Origin of the sequence: Rhizobium sophoriradicis (assembly GCF_025200795.1) — a bacterium.
GTDB classification, from domain to species: Bacteria; Pseudomonadota; Alphaproteobacteria; order Rhizobiales; family Rhizobiaceae; genus Rhizobium; species Rhizobium sophoriradicis.
In genome coordinates this window covers 2172051-2190740 of record NZ_CP104152.1, presented here as the reverse complement: position 1 = coordinate 2190740, position 18690 = coordinate 2172051, and the positions used below count along the sequence as shown (strand labels likewise).

At 60.6% G+C, this 18690-nt stretch carries 16 protein-coding genes; 12 read left to right on the top strand and 4 right to left on the bottom strand.

Annotated features, from left to right (window positions below; translation table 11 throughout):
* Positions 1–339 precede the first annotated feature (339 nt).
* The 7 genes from N2597_RS10970 to N2597_RS10940 all read left to right on the top strand — a co-directional run bounded on the left by N2597_RS10970 (position 340) and on the right by N2597_RS10940 (position 9321).
* On the top strand, positions 340–1572 hold the full coding sequence (locus N2597_RS10970) for an ABC transporter substrate-binding protein (protein ID WP_039620212.1): 1233 nt from the start codon (positions 340–342) through the stop codon (positions 1570–1572).
* A gap of 141 nt (positions 1573–1713) precedes the next feature.
* Positions 1714–2619, top strand: coding sequence for a carbohydrate ABC transporter permease (locus N2597_RS10965; protein WP_039620210.1), 906 nt, complete (start codon positions 1714–1716; stop codon positions 2617–2619).
* The gene (locus tag N2597_RS10960) at positions 2612–3556 is read left to right on the top strand and encodes a carbohydrate ABC transporter permease (protein WP_038689456.1); all 945 of its coding nucleotides are present in this window, start codon (positions 2612–2614) and stop codon (positions 3554–3556) included. Before N2597_RS10965 ends, N2597_RS10960 begins: the two co-directional genes overlap by 8 nt.
* A gap of 4 nt (positions 3557–3560) precedes the next feature.
* Complete coding sequence (locus N2597_RS10955) at positions 3561–4667, top strand: ABC transporter ATP-binding protein (protein WP_077989310.1); 1107 nt, start codon at positions 3561–3563, stop codon at positions 4665–4667.
* Positions 4668–4919: 252 nt separating this feature from the next.
* Positions 4920–7379, top strand: coding sequence for a beta-mannosidase (locus N2597_RS10950; protein WP_183599360.1), 2460 nt, complete (start codon positions 4920–4922; stop codon positions 7377–7379).
* 38 nt (positions 7380–7417) lie between these two features.
* Positions 7418–8179, top strand: coding sequence for a sugar phosphate isomerase/epimerase family protein (locus N2597_RS10945; protein ID WP_183599362.1), 762 nt, complete (start codon positions 7418–7420; stop codon positions 8177–8179).
* Positions 8180–8187: 8 nt separating this feature from the next.
* Positions 8188–9321, top strand: a complete 1134-nt coding sequence (locus tag N2597_RS10940) for a Gfo/Idh/MocA family protein (RefSeq protein ID WP_183599364.1) — start codon at positions 8188–8190, stop codon at positions 9319–9321.
* A gap of 246 nt (positions 9322–9567) precedes the next feature.
* Here N2597_RS10940 and N2597_RS10935 read toward each other — a convergent pair whose 3' ends face one another.
* Entirely contained in the window at positions 9568–10506 is a 939-nt protein-coding gene (locus N2597_RS10935) for an IS110 family RNA-guided transposase (RefSeq protein ID WP_077992921.1), read from the bottom strand.
* Positions 10507–10778: 272 nt separating this feature from the next.
* Between N2597_RS10935 and mgrA the strand changes: the two genes are divergently transcribed.
* The 5 genes from mgrA (at position 10779) to N2597_RS10910 (ending at position 16635) form a co-directional block, all read left to right on the top strand.
* Positions 10779–11810 carry an L-glyceraldehyde 3-phosphate reductase gene (gene mgrA, locus N2597_RS10930; protein WP_183597550.1) on the top strand — a complete coding sequence of 344 codons (1032 nt, stop codon included), beginning with the start codon at positions 10779–10781 and terminating at the stop codon, positions 11808–11810.
* A gap of 213 nt (positions 11811–12023) precedes the next feature.
* Positions 12024–13637 carry a glycoside hydrolase family 43 protein gene (locus N2597_RS10925; protein WP_183597552.1) on the top strand — a complete coding sequence of 538 codons (1614 nt, stop codon included), beginning with the start codon at positions 12024–12026 and terminating at the stop codon, positions 13635–13637.
* 468 nt (positions 13638–14105) lie between these two features.
* Positions 14106–15032, top strand: coding sequence for an ABC transporter ATP-binding protein (locus N2597_RS10920; RefSeq protein ID WP_183597554.1), 927 nt, complete (start codon positions 14106–14108; stop codon positions 15030–15032).
* Positions 15029–15790, top strand: a complete 762-nt coding sequence (locus tag N2597_RS10915) for an ABC transporter permease (protein ID WP_183597556.1) — start codon at positions 15029–15031, stop codon at positions 15788–15790. Before N2597_RS10920 ends, N2597_RS10915 begins: the two co-directional genes overlap by 4 nt.
* Before the next feature lie 107 nt (positions 15791–15897).
* Positions 15898–16635: an SDR family oxidoreductase gene (locus N2597_RS10910; protein ID WP_183597558.1), complete on the top strand. Its 738-nt coding sequence runs from the start codon at positions 15898–15900 to the stop codon at positions 16633–16635.
* On the opposite strand, the gene N2597_RS10905 is transcribed toward N2597_RS10910, so the two are convergent.
* The 3 genes from N2597_RS10905 to N2597_RS10895 all read right to left on the bottom strand — a co-directional run bounded on the left by N2597_RS10905 (position 16586) and on the right by N2597_RS10895 (position 18678).
* Positions 16586–17521 (bottom strand): LysR family transcriptional regulator, encoded by a 936-nt coding sequence (locus tag N2597_RS10905; RefSeq protein ID WP_183597762.1) that lies wholly within the window; start codon positions 17519–17521, stop codon positions 16586–16588. The genes N2597_RS10910 and N2597_RS10905 overlap by 50 nt on opposite strands.
* Before the next feature lie 243 nt (positions 17522–17764).
* Positions 17765–18466, bottom strand: a complete 702-nt coding sequence (locus N2597_RS10900; RefSeq protein WP_183597560.1) for a TIGR02281 family clan AA aspartic protease — start codon at positions 18464–18466, stop codon at positions 17765–17767.
* Complete coding sequence (locus N2597_RS10895; RefSeq protein WP_183597562.1) at positions 18466–18678, bottom strand: DUF1289 domain-containing protein; 213 nt, start codon at positions 18676–18678, stop codon at positions 18466–18468. The genes N2597_RS10900 and N2597_RS10895 overlap by 1 nt, the downstream gene beginning before the upstream one ends.
* Positions 18679–18690: the final 12 nt, after the last annotated feature.

Sequence of the window (18690 nt, the reverse complement as noted above, 5' to 3'; positions counted from 1 at the left end):
AGTAGAAATGTCGAGGGCTTTTTCTTATGTGCATTGCGGCATTGTTCCCGGTGGTTGAATCTGTCATTTGTGCCCGGTTTTCCCGCAACAGCGAAGAAGGTAAAGCGAGCGGCAGCTCTTGATGCCATAATTAATTATTATATTACAGGTAGATAAGTTGATTGTGCATATGCGATATTGCTTAATAATGCGGTGATAGAATGAGAGCATCGGTGCGGTCCGTAACAGCCAGAAGTAGCAATTCCGGCATTCGGCAAAAAATTTGAGGGCGGGCAGTTGCGTGCGGAAATTGATTGATCTAAGTTTTTCCGGCAACGTTTCAGTGAGGGAGGAGAACTCATGAAAATTCGTATGATGGCGGCTGTGCTTGCCGCTTCCGCCGCGCTTCCAATCAGCGCGACCGCGACCGATCTCGAAGTCACGCATTGGTGGACGTCAGGCGGCGAATCCGCGGCCGTCGCCGAACTGGCCAAGGCATTCGACGCCACCGGCAACCATTGGGTCGACGGCGCCATTGCCGGTTCAGGCGGCACCGCCCGTCCGATCATGATCAGCCGCATCACCGGCGGCGACCCGATGGGTGCGACTCAGTTCAACCACGGCCGTCAGGCCGAGGAGCTCGTTCAGGCCGGCCTGATGCGCGATCTGACCGATGTCGCCACTGCCGAGAAGTGGAAGGACATCATCCGTCCGTCGAGCCTGCTCGACTCCTGCACCATCGACGGCAAGATCTATTGCGCTCCCGTCAACATCCATTCCTGGCAGTGGCTGTGGCTTTCGAATGCTGCCTTCAAGAAGGCCGGAGTCGAAGTTCCGAAAAACTGGGACGAGTTCGTCGCCGCTGCTCCGGCTCTTGAAAAGGCCGGCATCATCCCGCTCGCCGTCGGCGGTCAGCCGTGGCAGGCCGCAGGCGCCTTCGACGTGCTGATGGTCGCGATCGCCGGCAAGGATACGTTCAACAAGGTCTTCAAGGACAAGGATGCCGAAGCTGCAGCCGGTCCTGAGATTGCCAAGGTCTTCAAGGCGGCCGACGATGCCCGCCGCATGTCCAAGGGCAGCAACGTCCAGGATTGGAATCAGGCGACCAACCTCGTCATCACGGGCAAGGCCGGCGGCCAGATCATGGGTGACTGGGCGCAGGGCGAATTCGCACTCGCCGGCCAGAAGGCCGGTACCGACTATACCTGCCTGCCGGGCCTCGGCGTCAACGAGATCATCTCGACCGGCGGTGACGCCTTCTACTTCCCGCTGCTGAAGGATGAGGAAAAGTCCAAGGCGCAGGCGGTACTTGCCAAGACTCTGCTCGATCCCAAGACTCAGGTTGCCTTCAACCTGAAGAAGGGCTCGTTGCCGGTGCGCGGCGACGTCGATCTCGCCGCCGCCAATGATTGCATGAAGAAGGGCCTCGACATCCTGGCGAAGGGCAACGTGATCCAGGGTACCGATCAGCTGCTTTCGGCCGACAGCCAGAAGCAGAAGGAAGACCTCTTCTCCGAATTTTTCGCCAACCCGTCGATGACGCCGGAAGACGCCCAGAAGCGTTTCGCCGAAATCATTTCTTCGGCCGACTGATCGGCAGATTTGCTGTCCTTGCGATCCGGCTCCTCGGAGCCGGATCCCCCGGATGGTCTCGCCGGTACTCCCGGCAGATCGCAGGGTGGGGATGAAAGAGGGCCGTCATCGGCCGCAGCTGCCATTTGAGGAGAAGAGCTCATGACGGGTCAAGCGCAAGCAGGCCGGCCAAGCAAGTTATTACGCAATCTGAACGCCAAGATTGCGTCTATCCCGATGATCCTGACAGCGCTGGTAATCTTTGTCGGCGGCACGCTCTGGACGGTGTTTTATTCCTTCACCAATTCGAAGCTCCTTCCGCGGTTGAGCTTCGTCGGTTTCGATCAATACGAGCGGCTCTGGGCCGCGCCGCGCTGGGTGACAGCGATCGAGAACCTCGCCCTCTACGGTATTCTCTCGCTGATTTTCAGCCTGGTTATCGGCTTCCTGCTGGCTGCGCTGATGGACCAGAAGATCCGGTTCGAAAATACCTTCCGTACCATTTTTCTTTATCCCTTCGCGCTGTCCTTCATCGTGACGGGCCTCGTGTGGCAATGGGTTCTGAACCCGGACTTCGGCATCCAGTCGGTCGTGCGCTCGCTCGGCTGGACGAGCTTCACCTTCAATCCGCTCTATACTCCCGAGATCGTCATCTACGGCATTCTGATTGCGGCGCTGTGGCAGGGCACGGGGCTGGTTATGTGCCTGATGCTTGCCGGCCTGCGCGGTATCGATGAGGATATTTGGAAAGCGGCGCGTGTCGACGGCATTCCGATGTGGAAGACCTATCTCCTCATCGTCATACCAATGATGCGGCCGGTCTTCATCACGACGATCGTCATCATCGCCTCCGGCATCGTCAAGGTTTACGATCTCGTCGTGGCGCAAACATCGGGCGGCCCGGGTATCGCCTCGGAAGTGCCGGCCAAATACGTCTACGACTACATGTTCCAGGCGCAGAATCTGGGGCAGGGCTTCGCCGCATCGACCATGATGCTGGTCACGGTCGCGATCATCATCGTTCCGTGGGCCTATCTGGAATTCGGAGGAGGGCGCAAGCGTGGCTAATATCGCAACTCTTAACACCACGGCGGCTGGCATCGACGCCGTCTCAGGGAGGCTCGGCGACGGACCGACCGGTCCAAAGCCGCGCCCGGCATTGTCGCCGCGTAATATCATGCTCTACGGCACGCTGACCATCGCGGCGCTTTATTATCTGCTGCCGCTCTACGTGATGGTGGTGACGTCGTTGAAGGGCATGCCGGAAATCCGTCTCGGCAATATCTTTTCGCCGCCAATGGAAATCACATTTCAACCGTGGGTGAAGGCATGGGCGGAGGCCTGCACGGGCTTGAACTGCGATGGCCTGTCACGCGGTTTCTGGAACTCCGTGCGCATCACGGTGCCGTCTGTGATCATCTCGATCGCCATCGCCTCGGTGAACGGCTATGCGCTGGCGAACTGGCGTTTCAAAGGGTCTGAGCTCTTCTTCTCGATCCTGATCATCGGGGCCTTCATTCCCTATCAGGTGATGATCTATCCGATCGTCATCATACTGCGCGAAATCGGCATTTACGGCACGCTGACCGGCCTCGTCATCGTGCATTCGATCTTCGGCATGCCGATCTTGACGCTGCTCTTCCGCAATTATTTCGTGTCGCTGCCGGAAGAGCTGTTCAAGGCGGCGCGTGTCGATGGCGCGGGTTTCTGGCAGATTTTCCTGAAGATCATGCTGCCGATGTCGCTGCCGATCTTCGTTGTTGCGATGATCCTGCAGGTGACCGGCATTTGGAACGACTTCCTGTTCGGCGTCGTCTTCACTCGGCCGGATACCTATCCGATGACCGTGCAGCTCAACAACATCGTCAATTCCGTCCAGGGAGTAAAGGAATACAACGTCAACATGGCGGCGACGATCCTGACCGGCCTGGTGCCGCTGATCGTCTATTTCGTCTCGGGACGGCTTTTCGTTCGCGGCATCGCCGCCGGCGCAGTGAAGGGGTGATCACATGAACATGAATTCTACTGTCTCCAATTCGAGCGTCTCGATCAGGGATCTGTCGCTGAACTTCGGATCGGTCAGCGTGCTGAAGGATCTCAACCTCGACATCAACGACGGCGAATTCCTTGTGCTGCTCGGCTCATCCGGCTGCGGCAAGTCGACCTTGCTGAACTGCATTGCCGGCTTGCTCGATGCTTCGGAAGGCCAGATCTTCATCAAGGGCAAGAACGTCACCTGGGAGGAGCCAAAGGACCGCGGCATCGGGATGGTCTTCCAGTCCTACGCGCTCTATCCGCAGATGACGGTCGAGAAAAACCTCTCTTTCGGCCTTCGCGTTGCCAAGGTGCCGCAGGCCGAGATCGACAAGCGCGTGGCGCGCGCTGCAGAGATCCTGCAGATCCAGCCGCTCCTGAAGCGAAAACCGGCCGAGCTTTCCGGCGGTCAGCGCCAGCGTGTGGCGATCGGACGGGCGCTGGTGCGCGATGTCGACGTCTTCCTGTTCGACGAACCGCTTTCCAACCTCGACGCCAAGCTGCGCTCGGAATTGCGTGTCGAGATCAAGCGCCTGCACCAGTCACTGCAGAATACGATGATCTACGTCACGCACGACCAGATCGAGGCGCTGACGCTGGCCGACCGCATCGCCATCATGAAGAGCGGCATCATTCAGCAGCTCGATGATCCGACGACGATCTATAACCGGCCGCGCAACCTCTTCGTCGCCGGCTTCATCGGCTCGCCGTCAATGAATTTCCTGCGCGGTGAACTGGTCAAATCAGGCGACGGCATCGCCTTCATGGCAAATGGGGTGACGTTCTCGCTCGCCGGCTATGACGCCAACGAGCCGTTGCAGCCCGGCCGCAAGGTCGTGCTCGGCGTTCGCCCCGAGCACATCAAGGTCAATGAGAATGCCGGCGGCGAAGAACATGACGCGACCGTCGATATCGAGGAGCCGATGGGCGCGGACAATCTTCTGTGGCTGAAACATGCCGGTCACACGATGTCGGTACGCGTCAATGGTGCCCGCCGCTTCAACGTCGGAGCCAAGGTGAAGCTCAGTTTCGACATGGCGCTGGCGTCGCTGTTCGATGCGGAGAGCGAGCTGCGGCTTTGAGGCCACTAGAGCCGGAGCGAGTTTGACGAAAGGCCAACCCCGCCCTCCGTCATCCTCGGGCTTGACCCGAGGATCCATGCCCGCTGCTGCAGGTGGATGCGGTTTAGATCCTCGGGTCAAGCCCGAGGATGACGGAGAGCGGAGTGGGCGGATGAGGAGAAACACGGCTCTGACCAACGACTAGGTGAAGGCCACCGAACAGCTTTGCCCTTCCTTCAAGACCACAATCCTTTTCGAAATTGGAATGAAATCGTGACGCAGCAATCAACCAACACCAGCATCGAACTTTCCGGTTCGTGGCAGCTGACCTCTGTCGATGGTGAGATCCGCACAGCGATCACGCTGCCGGGCGATGTGCATACGGCGCTTCACCGGGCCGGTCTGATTCCCGATCCGTATTTCGGCCGCAACGAGGAAAAGGTGCAATGGGTCGCTGAGCGTGAATGGGCGGTCGAACGCAGCTTCACGCTGCAGGAGGCCGAGGGCGACTGGTATTTGGATATCGACTATCTCGACACGGTCGCCAGCATTTACGTCAATGGCTTCGTGGCGCTCGAAGCCGACAACAGTTTCCGTCGCTATCGGCCTGATGTCTCGAGCATGCTGAAATCGGGTGACAATGTCATCCGCATCGTGTTTGCCTCCAACCCCGCCGTTGGCGCCGAGCGGCAGAAGCAGCAGCCCTTCTACATTCCCTACAGCACAGGCAATTCGCCGATCCCGGACGGCAACATGCTGCGCAAGCCGCAATGCCATTTCGGCTGGGACTGGAATATCGCCATTGCGCCTTTCGGCCTCTACGGCACGATCGCGCTGAAGAAGCTCGAGACGGCGCGCATCGAACATGTCGTCACCCGCCAGACGCATAACAGTGACGGTTCCGTCGACCTGACGGTAACGGCGAGCCTCTACGCCAAGCAGACCGGCGTCGCCCAGGTCTATTTCGATCTGGACGGCGAGCGCGTGCGCCTCGATGTCGGGGTCAAGGGCGAGACTGATGTCAACTATCTCTTTCACATCGACACGCCGCGCCTCTGGTGGCCGTCCGGCAGCGGCGAGCAGGCGCTCTATACGCTTTCGGTCGAGCTATCCGACGAGGTGGTGACGAGGCAGATCGGTCTTCGCACCATCGAGCTGATCACCACCCCGGATGCATCAGGCGCCCGTTTTGCCTTCAAGGTCAATGGCCGCGAGATTTTCTGCCGCGGCGCCAACTGGATTCCCGCCGACGCGCTCTATTCGCTCTCCTCGCCGGAGAAGACGGAAGACCTGCTGCAATCGGCGAAAGCCGCCAACATGAATATGATCCGCGTCTGGGGCGGCGGTTTCTACGAGCAGGATCATTTCTACGATCTCTGCGACCGGCTGGGCCTGATGGTCTGGCAGGACTTCATGTTCGCCTGCAACCTCTATCCCTCGACAGAAGACTTCCTTGAAAATGTGGCGATCGAGGTGGATTACCAAGTGCGCCGGCTTTCCTCGCATCCTTCGATCGCGCTCTGGTGCGGCGACAATGAACTGGTCGGCGCGCTGACCTGGTTCGAGGAATCCAGGAAGGATCGCGACCGCTATCTCGTCTCCTACGACCGGCTCAACCGGACGATCGAGCGGGCGGTGAAGAAGGCACTGCCCGGCGCGCTCTGGTGGCCGTCGAGCCCGGCTTCCGGCTATCTCGATTTCGGCGATGCCTGGCATGCCGATGGGTCCGGCGACATGCATTATTGGTCGGTCTGGCACGAGAACAAGTCGTTCGACAATTACCGCTCGGTGCGGCCGCGCTTCTGCTCGGAATTCGGCTTCCAGTCCTATACCTCGCTGCCGGTCATCAGGACCTATGCCGAGGAGAAGGACATGAACATCGCTTCTCCCGTGATGGAACTGCACCAGAAGAATGCCGGCGGCAACGAGCGCATCGCCGGCACGATGTTCCGCTATTTCCGCTTCCCCAAGGATTTTCCGAACTTCGTCTATCTCTCCCAGATCCAGCAGGGCTTGGCGATCAAGACGGCGGTGGAATATTGGCGTTCGCTGAAACCCCATTGCATGGGCACGATCTACTGGCAGCTTAACGACACCTGGCCGGTGGCCTCCTGGTCTAGCCTGGATTATGGCGGGCGCTGGAAGTCGATGCATTATCTCGTCAAGCGCTTCTTCCAGCCGGTGGCGATCGCCGCCATTCCTTCCGAGGACGGCAAGACGATCAACTTCTCGCTGGTCAACGACACGCTTGCCGATGTCAGCGTCGATCTTTCGATCTCTCTGCTGACGATGGAAGGGGAGCGGAAGCACCTCAAAGACGTGCAGGCGGTCTGCTCGCCGGATGCGGCGGTGACGGCTGCGACCATCGACGTTTCCGAAATCGGCGAGGGGACGCTGCTTGCCTGGCGTTTCACCGCGTCGAACGGCATGGGCGGCGAGGGGCACCATGTCAACGGCACCTATAAGGCGCTGGAGCTCGAGCCCGCGGGCCTTGTTGTCACCCATGAATATGTCGAGGCGAGTGGCGCCGTCGATATCAATGTCACCGCTAGGGGACTTGCGCTTTTCGTGATGATCGAGAGCGAGACGGACGGCAAATATTCCGACAACGCTTTCGATCTTGCGGCCGGCGAGAGCCGCCGCATTACCTTCACCCCGGCACAGCCGCTCGAACGCGGCAGGCTGCCGGACTTCCGGTTCTACGACCTGCATTCCTGCCAATCGGCGGATTGATCTTCCCAAGCGTGGGCACGAGGCCCAAGGAGAATATGATGACGAAACTTAGCTACCAGCTCTACAGCGCGCGCAACTTCCAGCCCTATTCGGCAATCTTCGAAAAGCTCGGCAAGGCCGGCTACGGCGAAGTCGAAGGTTTCGGCGGCATCTATGCCGATCTCGACGATGCCGGCCTGAAGAGCCTTCGCGCCGAGCTCGACAAGAACGGTCTCGTCATGGCGAGCGGCCATTTCAGTCCCGATTTCCTGGAGAAGGAAGTTCAGAAGTCACTCAATATTGCCAGGATTCTCGGCATGGATTCGATCTATGCGCCGCATCTGGCAGCTGACCAGCGCCCTTCCGACGCCGCCGGCTGGACCGCCTTCGGCAAGCGCCTGCAGGAGATGAGCAAGCCTTACAAGGAAGCCGGCTACGAATTCGGCTGGCACAATCATGATTTCGAGTTCGTCAAGCTCGCCGACGGCTCGCTGCCGATCGAGCGCATCTTCGAAGGCGCTCCCGACATTTCCTGGGAAGCCGATATCGCATGGGTCATCCGCGGCGACGCCGATCCCTTCGCCTGGATCGAGAAGCTCGGGCCGCGCATCACTGCAGTCCACGTCAAGGACATTGCGCCGGCAGGCGAAGCGACGGACGAGGACGGCTGGGCCGACGTCGGCCATGGCAAGGTCGAGTGGGCCAAGCTGATTGCGGCGCTTCGCGGCACCAAGGCCAAGCACTTCGTCGTCGAACATGACAATCCGAAAGACATCGACCGCAACATCAGCCGTTCGATCGCATCCTTCCAGACTTATTGAGGCACATCATGACCAGGGAACTTGGCGTCGGCATCATCGGATGCGGCAACATCTCCACCACTTATTTCTCGCTGGCACCGCTCTTCAAGGGGCTGAAGGTGCTGGCCTGCGCCGATATCAACGTGCAGGCCGCAGAGGCCCGCGCCAAGGAATATGGCGTGAAGGCACAGACAATCGACGCGCTGCTCGCCAATGAGGAGATCGACGTCGTCGTCAACCTGACCATTCCGGATGCGCATTTTCCGGTTTCGAAGGCGATCCTCGAAGCCGGAAAGCACGTCTATTCGGAAAAGCCGCTGGTGCTTTCGCTGGAGCAGGGCGAAGAGCTTCGCCGCATCGCCAAGGCGAAGAATCTCGCCGTCGGCTGCGCGCCGGACACTTTCCTCGGCGGCGCACACCAGCTCGCCCGCAAGTTCATCGACGATGGCGGCATCGGCCGGGTTACCTCGGGGGCCTGCTATGTCATGAGCCCCGGGATGGAGATGTGGCATCCGAACCCGGATTTCTTCTTCCTGCCGGGCGGCGGCCCGATCCTCGATCTCGGCCCTTACTACATCGCCAATCTGATCAATCTGATCGGTCCGGTTAAGCGCGTTGGCGCCATGACCTCGATGGCATCGGAGACCCGCACGATCACCAGCCAGCCGCGCCATGGCGAGATCATCCCGGTCAAAACACCGACGACGATCCAGGCGCTGCTCGAGTTCGTCAACGGCGCCACGGTGACGCTTTCGGCAAGCTGGGATGTCTGGTCGCATCGCCATGCCAACATGGAGCTCTACGGCACCGACGGCTCGCTCTACGTGCCGGACCCGAACTTCTTCGGCGGCATCGTCGAGGCAAGTGGCCGCGACAAGGACATCAAGCCGCTTAAAGACTGGGAACATCCCTTCGGCAAGATCAACCAGGAAAGCCCCAGCGGCTCGCGCGCCAACTACCGCACGGCGGGCCTTGCCGACATGGCGATGGCGTTGATCGAAGGCCGCGACGCACGCTGCTCGCTCGACCGCACGCTCCACGGGGTCGACGTCATGACCTCGATCCTCAAGTCGGGCGAGGAGGGGCGCTTCATCGACCTTAGCACGACCTGCACCCAGCCGGCCGCGCTCGGCATAGAAGAGGCACAGGCGTTGTTGAAGTGATAGAGCATTCGCGCCTGCGCTTGCCGTATCGGCGCGGTTGCTCCAATAGTTCCGTCATGTAAGACCATACGCCGTCGTCCATTTCATGCCGATGGCTGCCTCTCACCCTAACCCTCTCCCCGTAAACGGGGCGAGGGGACATGCCATGCGAGAGCTGCATGGGGAACGGAGGGGCTGCGGCAATTTCCCTTCTCCCCGCTTGCGGGGAGAAGGTGCCGGCAGGCGGATGAGCGACTATCTGGATTGTCAAGTTGCATATTCGAATTCTCTTCGCGCGTCTCGTGCTTTTGCATTGAGAATAACCAGGAGTTTTCGGGCGAGTGCGATGCGGATGACCATTTTGGGTTTGCCGGCGCTTTGCAACCTTTGCTGGAAGGCGGCCAGGTGCGGATCGTGTCGGGCTGCGATGGCGCCGACCAGGAACAGAATGGCGCGTGGTCCGGAGCGCCCGCCGCGCACCGGCCGGTGTCCGCTGCGTTTGCCGCTGTCGTTGGCAATCGGCGCCAGGCCGGCCAGCTTGGCGATCGCCTTATTGGAGATCTGGCCGATCTCAGGCAGTTGGGCCATCAACCGGGCAACTGTACGGTTGGCCACGCCCTTGATTGATCGAAAGGCCTGGTTGAGACAGGCCCAGAGCGGATCGTCGTCTATCATCGAGGCAATCTCGCCTTCGAGGGTGCGGCTCTGGCGCACCAAAAGTGCGATCACCTCGTTGAGGCTTGCCTCGCACTGCTGATCGCGGGCTGCACTGCGGCGCTGCATCTGGATGGTCAGATCACTCGTGACCTGGGACAGCCGCGCCATCAGCGCCGACAGCCGCATCTGCGCGGCTTTCGGCGGCGGCAGGGCAGCCAGCCGCCTGGTTTCGGCATAATGGGCGATCATCGCTGCATCGATGCGGTCGGTCTTTTCCAGAAAGCCCATGGATTCGGCAAAGCGGCGCACATGGCGCGGATTGGCAAGCGCGCAGGCGATGCCCAATTCCCACAACAGCAGGAAGGCCGTCCGCTCATAACCGCCGGAAGCCTCCATGACGAGGAGCTCGACATTCTCGGCCCGGCAAAGATCGGCCAGCGCGCCAATGCCGGTGGCGTCATTGCTGAACCGTTCAAACGTCCCGGACGGGCGGATGAACGCATCCAGCCAGTCTTTCGAAACATCCACTCCACATATAATTCTGTTCACGGTAACCTGCCTTGTGCGTGCGATTGGAGCCAAGCGACTATTCGGTCGTACGTGACGATGACGAAGATCCCAGGCTCATCCACGGTTGTAACCGGAGGGGGGACGGGCGACTTCGTCAAGCCTCTGGCCGGGTGGCCACCCGGCCAGAGGCTCAATCGCTTCCATCGCACGAAATTACTAACGTGCAGATACAAGGGGCAGGTGTCGGCATTCTCGTTAGCCGAGGATGTCGCATGACGATGACACGGATATTGTACGAAGGAGACTTTCATATGAGCTGGCAGCCGGCCGAAGACCGCTATTCGAAGATGAAGTATAACCGCGTCGGGCGTTCCGGCCTGAAGCTGCCGGCCGTCTCTCTCGGCCTCTGGCACAATTTCGGCGGCGACACCTCGCATGACCGCAAGATCGACATGTGCCGCACGGCCTTCGACCTCGGCATCACTCATTTCGACCTCGCCAACAATTACGGCCCGCCCCCCGGCAGTGCCGAGACCGCCTTCGGCGAGATCCTGCGCACTGAATTTTCCGGGGTTCGCGACGAGCTGATCATCTCCTCAAAGGCCGGCTACGATATGTGGCCAGGCCCTTACGGCGAGTGGGGCAGCCGCAAGTACCTGGTCGCCTCCTGCGACCAGAGCCTGAAGCGCATGGGCCTCGACTATGTCGATATCTTCTATTCGCACCGTTTCGATCCGGACACGCCACTGGAAGAGACCTGCGGTGCGCTCGACCATATCGTCCGCTCCGGCCGGGCGCTCTATGTCGGCATCTCCTCCTATAATTCGCAGCGCACCCGCGAAGCCGCTGCAATCCTCAGGGAACTCGGCACGCCGTGCCTGATCCACCAGCCGAGCTATTCCATGCTCAACCGCTGGGTCGAGGACGACAGGCTGCTCGATGCGCTCGACGAGGTCGGCATGGGTTCGATCGTTTTCTCGCCGCTTGCCCAGGGTATGCTGACCAAGAAGTATCTCGGCGGCATTCCTGATGACAGCCGCGCAGCCCAGAACCATTTCCTGAAGCGCGACTTCATTCGCCCTTCGATCATCGACAATATCCGGAAGCTCAACGAGATCGCCGAGCGCCGGGGCCAGACGCTGGCGCAGATGGCGATCGCATGGGTGCTGCGCGGCGGACGCGTGACTTCGGCGCTGATCGGCGCCAGCCGTTCCTCGCAGATCGTCGATTGCGTCAAGGCGCTGGATAATCTCGAATTCACGGTCGAGGAGCTGAAGCAGATCGATGTCTACGCCAAGGAAGCGGATATCAACCTGTGGGCCAAGTCCGCAGAGCTGGAGTAGCATGGACAGTGGGAGTTTGTGGCAGCATGTCGTCTCAGGCTCCCTCATTCCTGTGGCCTCGGGCCTTGCCCGAGGATGTCACAGGAATCCAGCCGCCGCGCGTCTGCACGGCGAGAAGAGTTCTTTCAGCCCAAGGACTTGGGCTGGCTGGGGAGGAGAGGTTTTTTCCCGCCCTCGTCTGACGTACGTACCGCAATTCTGAAGGAGCCGCCCATGATCCGCAATCCCATCCTGCCCGGGTTCAACCCCGATCCGTCGATCTGCCGCGTCGGCGCGGATTATTATATCGCAACCTCCACCTTCGAGTGGTATCCCGGCGTGCAGATCCACCATTCGCGCGATCTGGTAAACTGGACGCTGGTGCGCCGGCCACTGGAGCGCGCCTCGCAACTCGACATGCGGGGGAACCCGGACAGCTGCGGCATCTGGGCGCCGTGCCTTTCCTATGCCGACGGGCAATTCTGGCTCGTCTATACCGACGTCAAGCGCTTCGACGGCAATTTCAAGGATGCGCCGAACTACATCGTCACCGCGCCCTCGATCGAGGCCGAATGGTCCGCTCCGGTCTATGTCAACTCCTCCGGTTTCGATCCCTCGCTCTTCCATGACGATGACGGCCGCAAGTGGTTCGTAAACATGCAGTGGAACCACCGCACCGAAAGCTTCGGCGGCTCGCCGAAATCGCCTGCCTTCGACGGCATCCTGCTGCAGGAATGGGACCCGGTAGCGAAGGCGCTGAAGGGGCCGATCAAGAACATCTTTGCCGGCAGTCAGCTTGGCCTCGTCGAAGGCCCGCATCTCTTCAAGAAGAACGGCTGGTATTATCTGACGACCGCCGAGGGGGGCACCGGTTACGACCACGCGGTCACGATGGCGCGCTCGCGCCGCATCGAAGGGCCATATGAGATGCATCCGAACAGGCATCTCATTACCTCCAAGGATCACCCGGGTGCGGTGCTGCAGCGGGCCGGGCACGGCCAATATGTCGAGACGCCGGAGGGCGAGGCGTACCACACCCATCTCTGCGGCCGACCGCTGCCGCCGAAGCGGCGTTGCACGCTGGGGCGAGAGACGAGCCTGCAGAAATGCGTCTGGCGCGACGATGACTGGCTCTATCTCGAAAACGGCACCACAGTGCCTGATGTCGATGTGCCGGGTCTCTTTGGTGCTGCGCCGGTGGAAAAGCCGATGCGCAGTGAATACAGCTTCGATGGCACGGCACTGCCTGCTGACTTCCAGTGGCTGCGCACGCCCGAGCCGCAGCGTATCTTCAACCTGACGGATCGTCCCGGCCATCTCCGCCTGATCGGGCGGGAAAGTATCGGTTCCTGGTTCGAACAGGCATTGGTCGCCCGCCGGCAGGAGCATCACAGCTTCCGCGCCGAGACGGTGATCGAGTTCTCACCCGACACCTACCAGCAGGTTGCCGGACTGACGCATTATTATAACCGTCACAAGTTCCACGCGCTCGCTGTCACGCTACATGAAACACTCGGCCGCTGCGTCACCATCCTTTCCTGCAATGGCGACTATCCGAACGGGCGCCTGAGCTTTCCGGCTGAAAGCGGGGTGGCGATCGCCGCCGAGGGCCGCGTCCAGCTCGCGATGGAAATTCGCGAGAACGACCTGCAGTTCTTCTGGCAGACCGAAGGCAAGGGGGCCTGGCAGGCAATCGGCCCGGTGCTCGACGCCGGGATGATCTCCGACGAGGGTGGTCGCGGCGAACACGGCTCCTTCACCGGCGCTTTCGCCGGCCTGTTTGCTTTCGATACGTCGGGGCGAGGGAAGGTCGCGGATTTTGACTGGTTTAATTACGAGGAGTGGTGAAAGCGGCCTACTCGGAACCGATAAAAAGGAAGCCGGCCTGGGGCCGGCTGAGACGAACGCGGCTGGACAGGGGATACTCGCCGGTTCCAAACACTTCGTGATTGAACAATAACTTTCATTACAAGCCGAGGCAGCGGTAAAAGGCGCAACGAGAACGCCAGAGGACGGCTCCGCAAAGGGATGGGCGGCGGGGCGGATGCCGGTGCTTGCCTCGGCACCCTTATCGGGCATGAAGATCACCGGATGATGACATCCCAATCCGGCCGTTACCTTTCTTTTCGCGGGCTTGGTGTGCCCAGGATAGCTGAAAAGCCGGCGCCTTGATCATGTCACCATGGGGTGACTTCGTCGTCGGTGACGGTGTTGGTGCTGCGTGAATGCAGTGTTCACGTTCCCGAAGGATGTCAAACCGTCACAGACAGCTTATATAGCGGGCCGAAATACTTTCCGAATCCGCAAGAGTCCTGCATGGCCCCCATCATCTCCGTTCAGAACCTCACAAAGACCTATGCCAATGGCTTCGAGGCCCTGAAAGGCATCAATCTTACTGTTGAAAAGGGCGAAATCCTGGCGCTGCTCGGGCCAAATGGCGCGGGCAAGACGACGCTGATCTCAATCATCTGCGGTATCGCCAATCCGAGCGGCGGGCAGGTGCTGGTCGCCGGCCATGACGTCGTGAAGGATTTCCGCGCCACCCGCTCGATGATCGGGCTGGTGCCCCAGGAACTGACCACGGACCAGTTCGAAACGGTGTTCAACACGGTGAGCTTTTCGCGCGGGCTGCACGGCAAGAAAGCCGATCCCGCCCATATCGAGAAGGTGCTTCGCGCCCTTTCGCTTTGGGACAAGAAGGACAATATGCTGCGTCAGCTCTCCGGCGGTATGAAGCGGCGTGTGCTGATCGCCAAGGCGCTCTCCCATGAGCCGGAGATTCTTTTCCTCGACGAGCCGACCGCCGGCGTCGACGTGACGCTGCGCAAGGATATGTGGAATGTCGTCGAGCAACTGCGGGCTTCCGGCGTGACCATCATCCTGACAACACATTACATCGAAGAGGCCGAGGAGATCGCCGACCGGGTCGGCGTCATCAATGGCGGGCAATTGCTGCTTGTCGAGGACAAGGCGGCGCTGATGGCCAAGCTTGGCCGCAAGCAGCTCATCCTCGATCTCACCGAACCGCTGAGCCGGCTGCCGGACTGTTTTGCCGGCAACGGATTGACGCTGGAAGCCGATGGCTGCCGGCTGACCTATGATTTCGATGCCGATAATGAGCAGGAGAGCATCGCGACCCTGCTCACCCGGCTGGGCGAGAACAATATCCATTTCAAGGATCTCTCGACGCGGCAGAGTTCGCTCGAAGATATCTTCGTGGCGCTGGTGGGAGCGGCAAAATGAACGTCGAGGCAATCAAATCGATCTATCTCTTCGAGATGGCGCGCACACGCCGCACCCTGCTACAGAGCGTCATCTCGCCGGTGATTTCGACATCGCTCTATTTCATCGTCTTCGGCGCGGCGATTGGCTCGCGCATACAGGAAGTGGAGGGTGTATCCTACGGCGCCTTCATCACGCCCGGCCTGATCATGCTGACGCTGCTCGGCCAATGCATCAGCAACGGCTCCTTCGGCATCTATTTCCCGAAATTCACCGGCACGATCTACGAGGTGCTGTCGGCGCCGGTGGCGATGACGGAAATCCTGCTCGGTTATGTCGGGGCGGCGACGACCAAGGGGATGATCATCGGTTTCATTATCCTGCTGACCGCAAATCTTTTTGTCGACGTCAGGATCGAACATCCCTTCATGATGATCCTGTTCTTTCTGCTGACGGCGATCACGTTCAGCCTGTTCGGCTTCATGATCGGCATCTGGGCCGGCAATTTCGAACAGCTGAACCTTATTCCGATGCTGGTGGTGCCGCCGCTGACCTTCCTTGGCGGCAGCTTTTACTCGGTCAACATGCTGCCGCCCTTCTGGCAGGCGGTCAGCCATTTCAACCCGGTGCTTTATCTCGTCAGCGGCTTCCGCTGGAGTTTCTACGGGATCGCCGACGTCAATCCCATCATCAGCCTGGCGATGATCACGGTGTTCCTGGCGATCTGCCTCGGGACACTCGGCTGGATCTTCAAGACCGGCTACCGGCTGCGCAACTGATCGCTGAACGCGCGTCATCGGAAACTCCGATGTCGCTATCGATTTCTTCCGTTTTTCTTCCGCTGCGGTCCGGGGCATCTGCTCTCTCATTCAAATGGAGATGCGAGATGACTGCTATCAGGATTGAAGGTGCGAAAGTGTTGATCGTCGGCGGCGGTTCCGGCATGGGACTGGCGCTTGCCATGCGTCTGCTTGCCGAAGGGGCGTCGGTGACGATTGCGGGGCGCAGCCGGGCGAAGCTCGCGGCAGCCCGCCGCCACCTCGGCGACCATCCGAAACTTGCGACACGTGCGGTCGACATAGCCCGCGAGGTGGAGGTCGCAGCGCTGTTTCAGGACGGCGAACCGCTGGATCATATCGTCAGCACGGCGGCCGATATCGAAGGCGCCTATCAGCTGCTGCCGTCAATCGAGCTTGCGGCGGCGCAGCGGGTGGTCGAAAGCAAGTTCTACGGACCGCTGCTGCTGGCGAAGCATGGCGCCGCCAATCTGCCGCCGGCGGGGTCGATCACCTATACCTCAGGAGTCGCCGCCTATCGACCGGCAGCGCGTGGATCGGTGGTCGCAGCCGTCAACGCGGCGCTCGAAGGCCTGGTGAGAGCACTTGCCGTCGAGCTGGCTCCGATCCGCATCAATGCCGTATCGCCCGGATGGGTCGATACGCCGATCTGGGCCTTTGTCGCCGGCGAAGCCAAACAAGCGACGCTGGACGCGATGGCGGAGCGCCTGCCGGCCGGCCGGGTCGGGCAGCCGGAGGATATTGCCGACGCAATCCGTTTTCTCATCGGCAACGGTTTCACCACAGGCACGATCCTGCATGTCGAAGGTGGGCATCGGCTGGTTTGACCGGTGAGAGATTTTCGCTTGCTGAATGCAGGATAAGGGTGAGTGCCGGCGGCTGAACGCGCCGGCGCCGCCACGTCATCACCAGCGAAGCGGCTGGTGGTTTGCCAGGCCACGACAATTCGACGATATCGCTACGCGCCGGAGACAGTCCGATCGCGAGGCGCGGGACAAGCCCATAGCCGGTGCCGGATGCAACGAGGCGAATGATCGTCGCAATACTGTCTGCTTCCGTCGCAATGGGCGGCGGCGTCACGCCCGCTTCCGCAAAGGCCGTATTGAACAGATGGCGATAGACGCAGCCGGCTTCAGTCGCAACAAAGTGGACCGTACTCAGCGCCGCCAGGCTATCAAATGAGGACAGCTGTGAGTTGTGGCCCGCGATCAACACCAGCGGTTCGCTACAGATATGGCGCGTCGCGAAGCGCTCGTCCTGATGGCCGCGATCGAAAGTGAAGGCGACGTCGATCGAGCCGTTCTGCAATTGCGCATACAATTCGCCACTGCCGCCAACCTTGAGTTTGAGAGCAAGGCCGGGGTTCTGCCGACGGAAGCTGGAGAGCCAGGGCGCCAGCTTTTCAGCGGCGATGGTTTCGAGCGTGCCCAATATGACTGATTGTTCGTCGTTGCCGGCGGCCGAGCGGACGGCGTCCTTCGCCTCGCCATTCAGCGCCAAGATCTCTTCCGCATAAGCCTTCAAAGCCGTTCCAGCCGGCGTGGGGACGACGCCCTGCCGGGATCGGACAAAGAGCTCGGCGCCCAATTCCTCTTCCAACGCCTGTATCTGGTCGCTGAGGCTCGATTGGGCGAGGTTGACCTCGGCAGCGGCGCGCGTGAGGTTTCCGTGGCGGATGACGGCGAGGAATGTCTTCAGCTGTCGTGGGGTCATGTCAGGTTCCGGTATTGCGCGGGCGCAGAATATCAACAAAGAGGACCAGGCGGCAATGGACCCACGCTTGGCGAAGTAGCCCGGAAATGTTGAACGAAAATGTCCAGCGTTGCCGCACTTTCGGCGGCGTTCGTCGACGGGCGAACTGCTCGGGGCGCCCCGCATGGAGAGCCTGTCGAAACCCGACCGAGTGGGTGAGGCCCGCTATTGGAAGGCAGATGACGAGCGCTGCGACGCCAGGGTTCAATCCCGCAGGCGCAGTTCGTCGGTCTGCATCTGCATGGAGTCGAGCGTTTCCAGGAAGCTCATGCCGAGCAGGCTCTGGTCGAGTCGGCCGTCCTCGGCGACGCTGGCTGCGACGTTGTTGCGGACGATCGGACCGATCGCCACCTGGTCAAGCGTGATGGGGGCTGCACGGCTACGGCCGTTTGCGGTCATGACCGTCATCGAGTAGGTGAGGCCGGTGAGATCGATGCCGATGCGTTCGGCATCCTCGTGCGAGAGCGCAACCATGCTGGAACCGGTGTCGACAAGCATCTCGACCTTTCGGCCGTTGACATTGACGTCGGCTTCGAAATGGCCGTTCAACAGCTTATGCAGGATGACTTCGTTGCCACCCTCGCTCGTCGTGACGACGACGGCGCGGCCGGGAACGAGGCCGGCGAGCAGGCGATTGCCGACCCCAAGCGCTTCCTGGCGATAGAGATAGACGGTGACGAGCGCCAGGATGATGACCAGCCAGATCATCATCTGGCGCATGGTTTCACCGACGCTGCGCCGGCTTCCCCAGATGCCGGCCGACAGCATCAGTGCGATCGGTAGAAGGTAGACGAAGCGGCCGAAATCGTCGCTTTGCAGGCCGAGGATGCGGCTGCCGTCATTGCTGAGGATCAACGCGGCAAGGCAGATGCCGATCACGACGAGGAGGACAGTCAAACGGATCATCAGGGCCGCTCCGGCCGTGCCGCGAGGCTTGTTTTCATGTGGCTCCTTGGGGCGGCGGCTGCGAGTCTCGCCGGCAGCAGCGCCATGATCCCGCCGCGCTCGGCATCGGTATAGTTCATCCAGTCACCGATTTCCTCAAGAGTGCGGCCGCATCCGGCGCAAAAACCGCTGACTGAAACTATAGAGCAGACGTGAATGCAGGGTGTTTGCATGGAGGATATATC

Coding starts and splice junctions, on each gene's coding strand:
- N2597_RS10970 (WP_039620212.1), top strand. CDS start 340: ATGAAAATTCGTATGATGGCGGCTGTGCTTGCCGCTTCCGCCGCGCTT.
- N2597_RS10965 (WP_039620210.1), top strand. CDS start 1,714: ATGACGGGTCAAGCGCAAGCAGGCCGGCCAAGCAAGTTATTACGCAAT.
- N2597_RS10955 (WP_077989310.1), top strand. CDS start 3,561: ATGAACATGAATTCTACTGTCTCCAATTCGAGCGTCTCGATCAGGGAT.
- N2597_RS10945 (WP_183599362.1), top strand. CDS start 7,418: ATGACGAAACTTAGCTACCAGCTCTACAGCGCGCGCAACTTCCAGCCC.
- N2597_RS10940 (WP_183599364.1), top strand. CDS start 8,188: ATGACCAGGGAACTTGGCGTCGGCATCATCGGATGCGGCAACATCTCC.
- mgrA (WP_183597550.1), top strand. CDS start 10,779: ATGAGCTGGCAGCCGGCCGAAGACCGCTATTCGAAGATGAAGTATAAC.
- N2597_RS10925 (WP_183597552.1), top strand. CDS start 12,024: ATGATCCGCAATCCCATCCTGCCCGGGTTCAACCCCGATCCGTCGATC.
- N2597_RS10920 (WP_183597554.1), top strand. CDS start 14,106: ATGGCCCCCATCATCTCCGTTCAGAACCTCACAAAGACCTATGCCAAT.
- N2597_RS10915 (WP_183597556.1), top strand. CDS start 15,029: ATGAACGTCGAGGCAATCAAATCGATCTATCTCTTCGAGATGGCGCGC.
- N2597_RS10910 (WP_183597558.1), top strand. CDS start 15,898: ATGACTGCTATCAGGATTGAAGGTGCGAAAGTGTTGATCGTCGGCGGC.
- N2597_RS10905 (WP_183597762.1), bottom strand. CDS start 17,521: ATGACCCCACGACAGCTGAAGACATTCCTCGCCGTCATCCGCCACGGA.
- N2597_RS10900 (WP_183597560.1), bottom strand. CDS start 18,466: ATGATCCGTTTGACTGTCCTCCTCGTCGTGATCGGCATCTGCCTTGCC.
- N2597_RS10895 (WP_183597562.1), bottom strand. CDS start 18,678: ATGCAAACACCCTGCATTCACGTCTGCTCTATAGTTTCAGTCAGCGGT.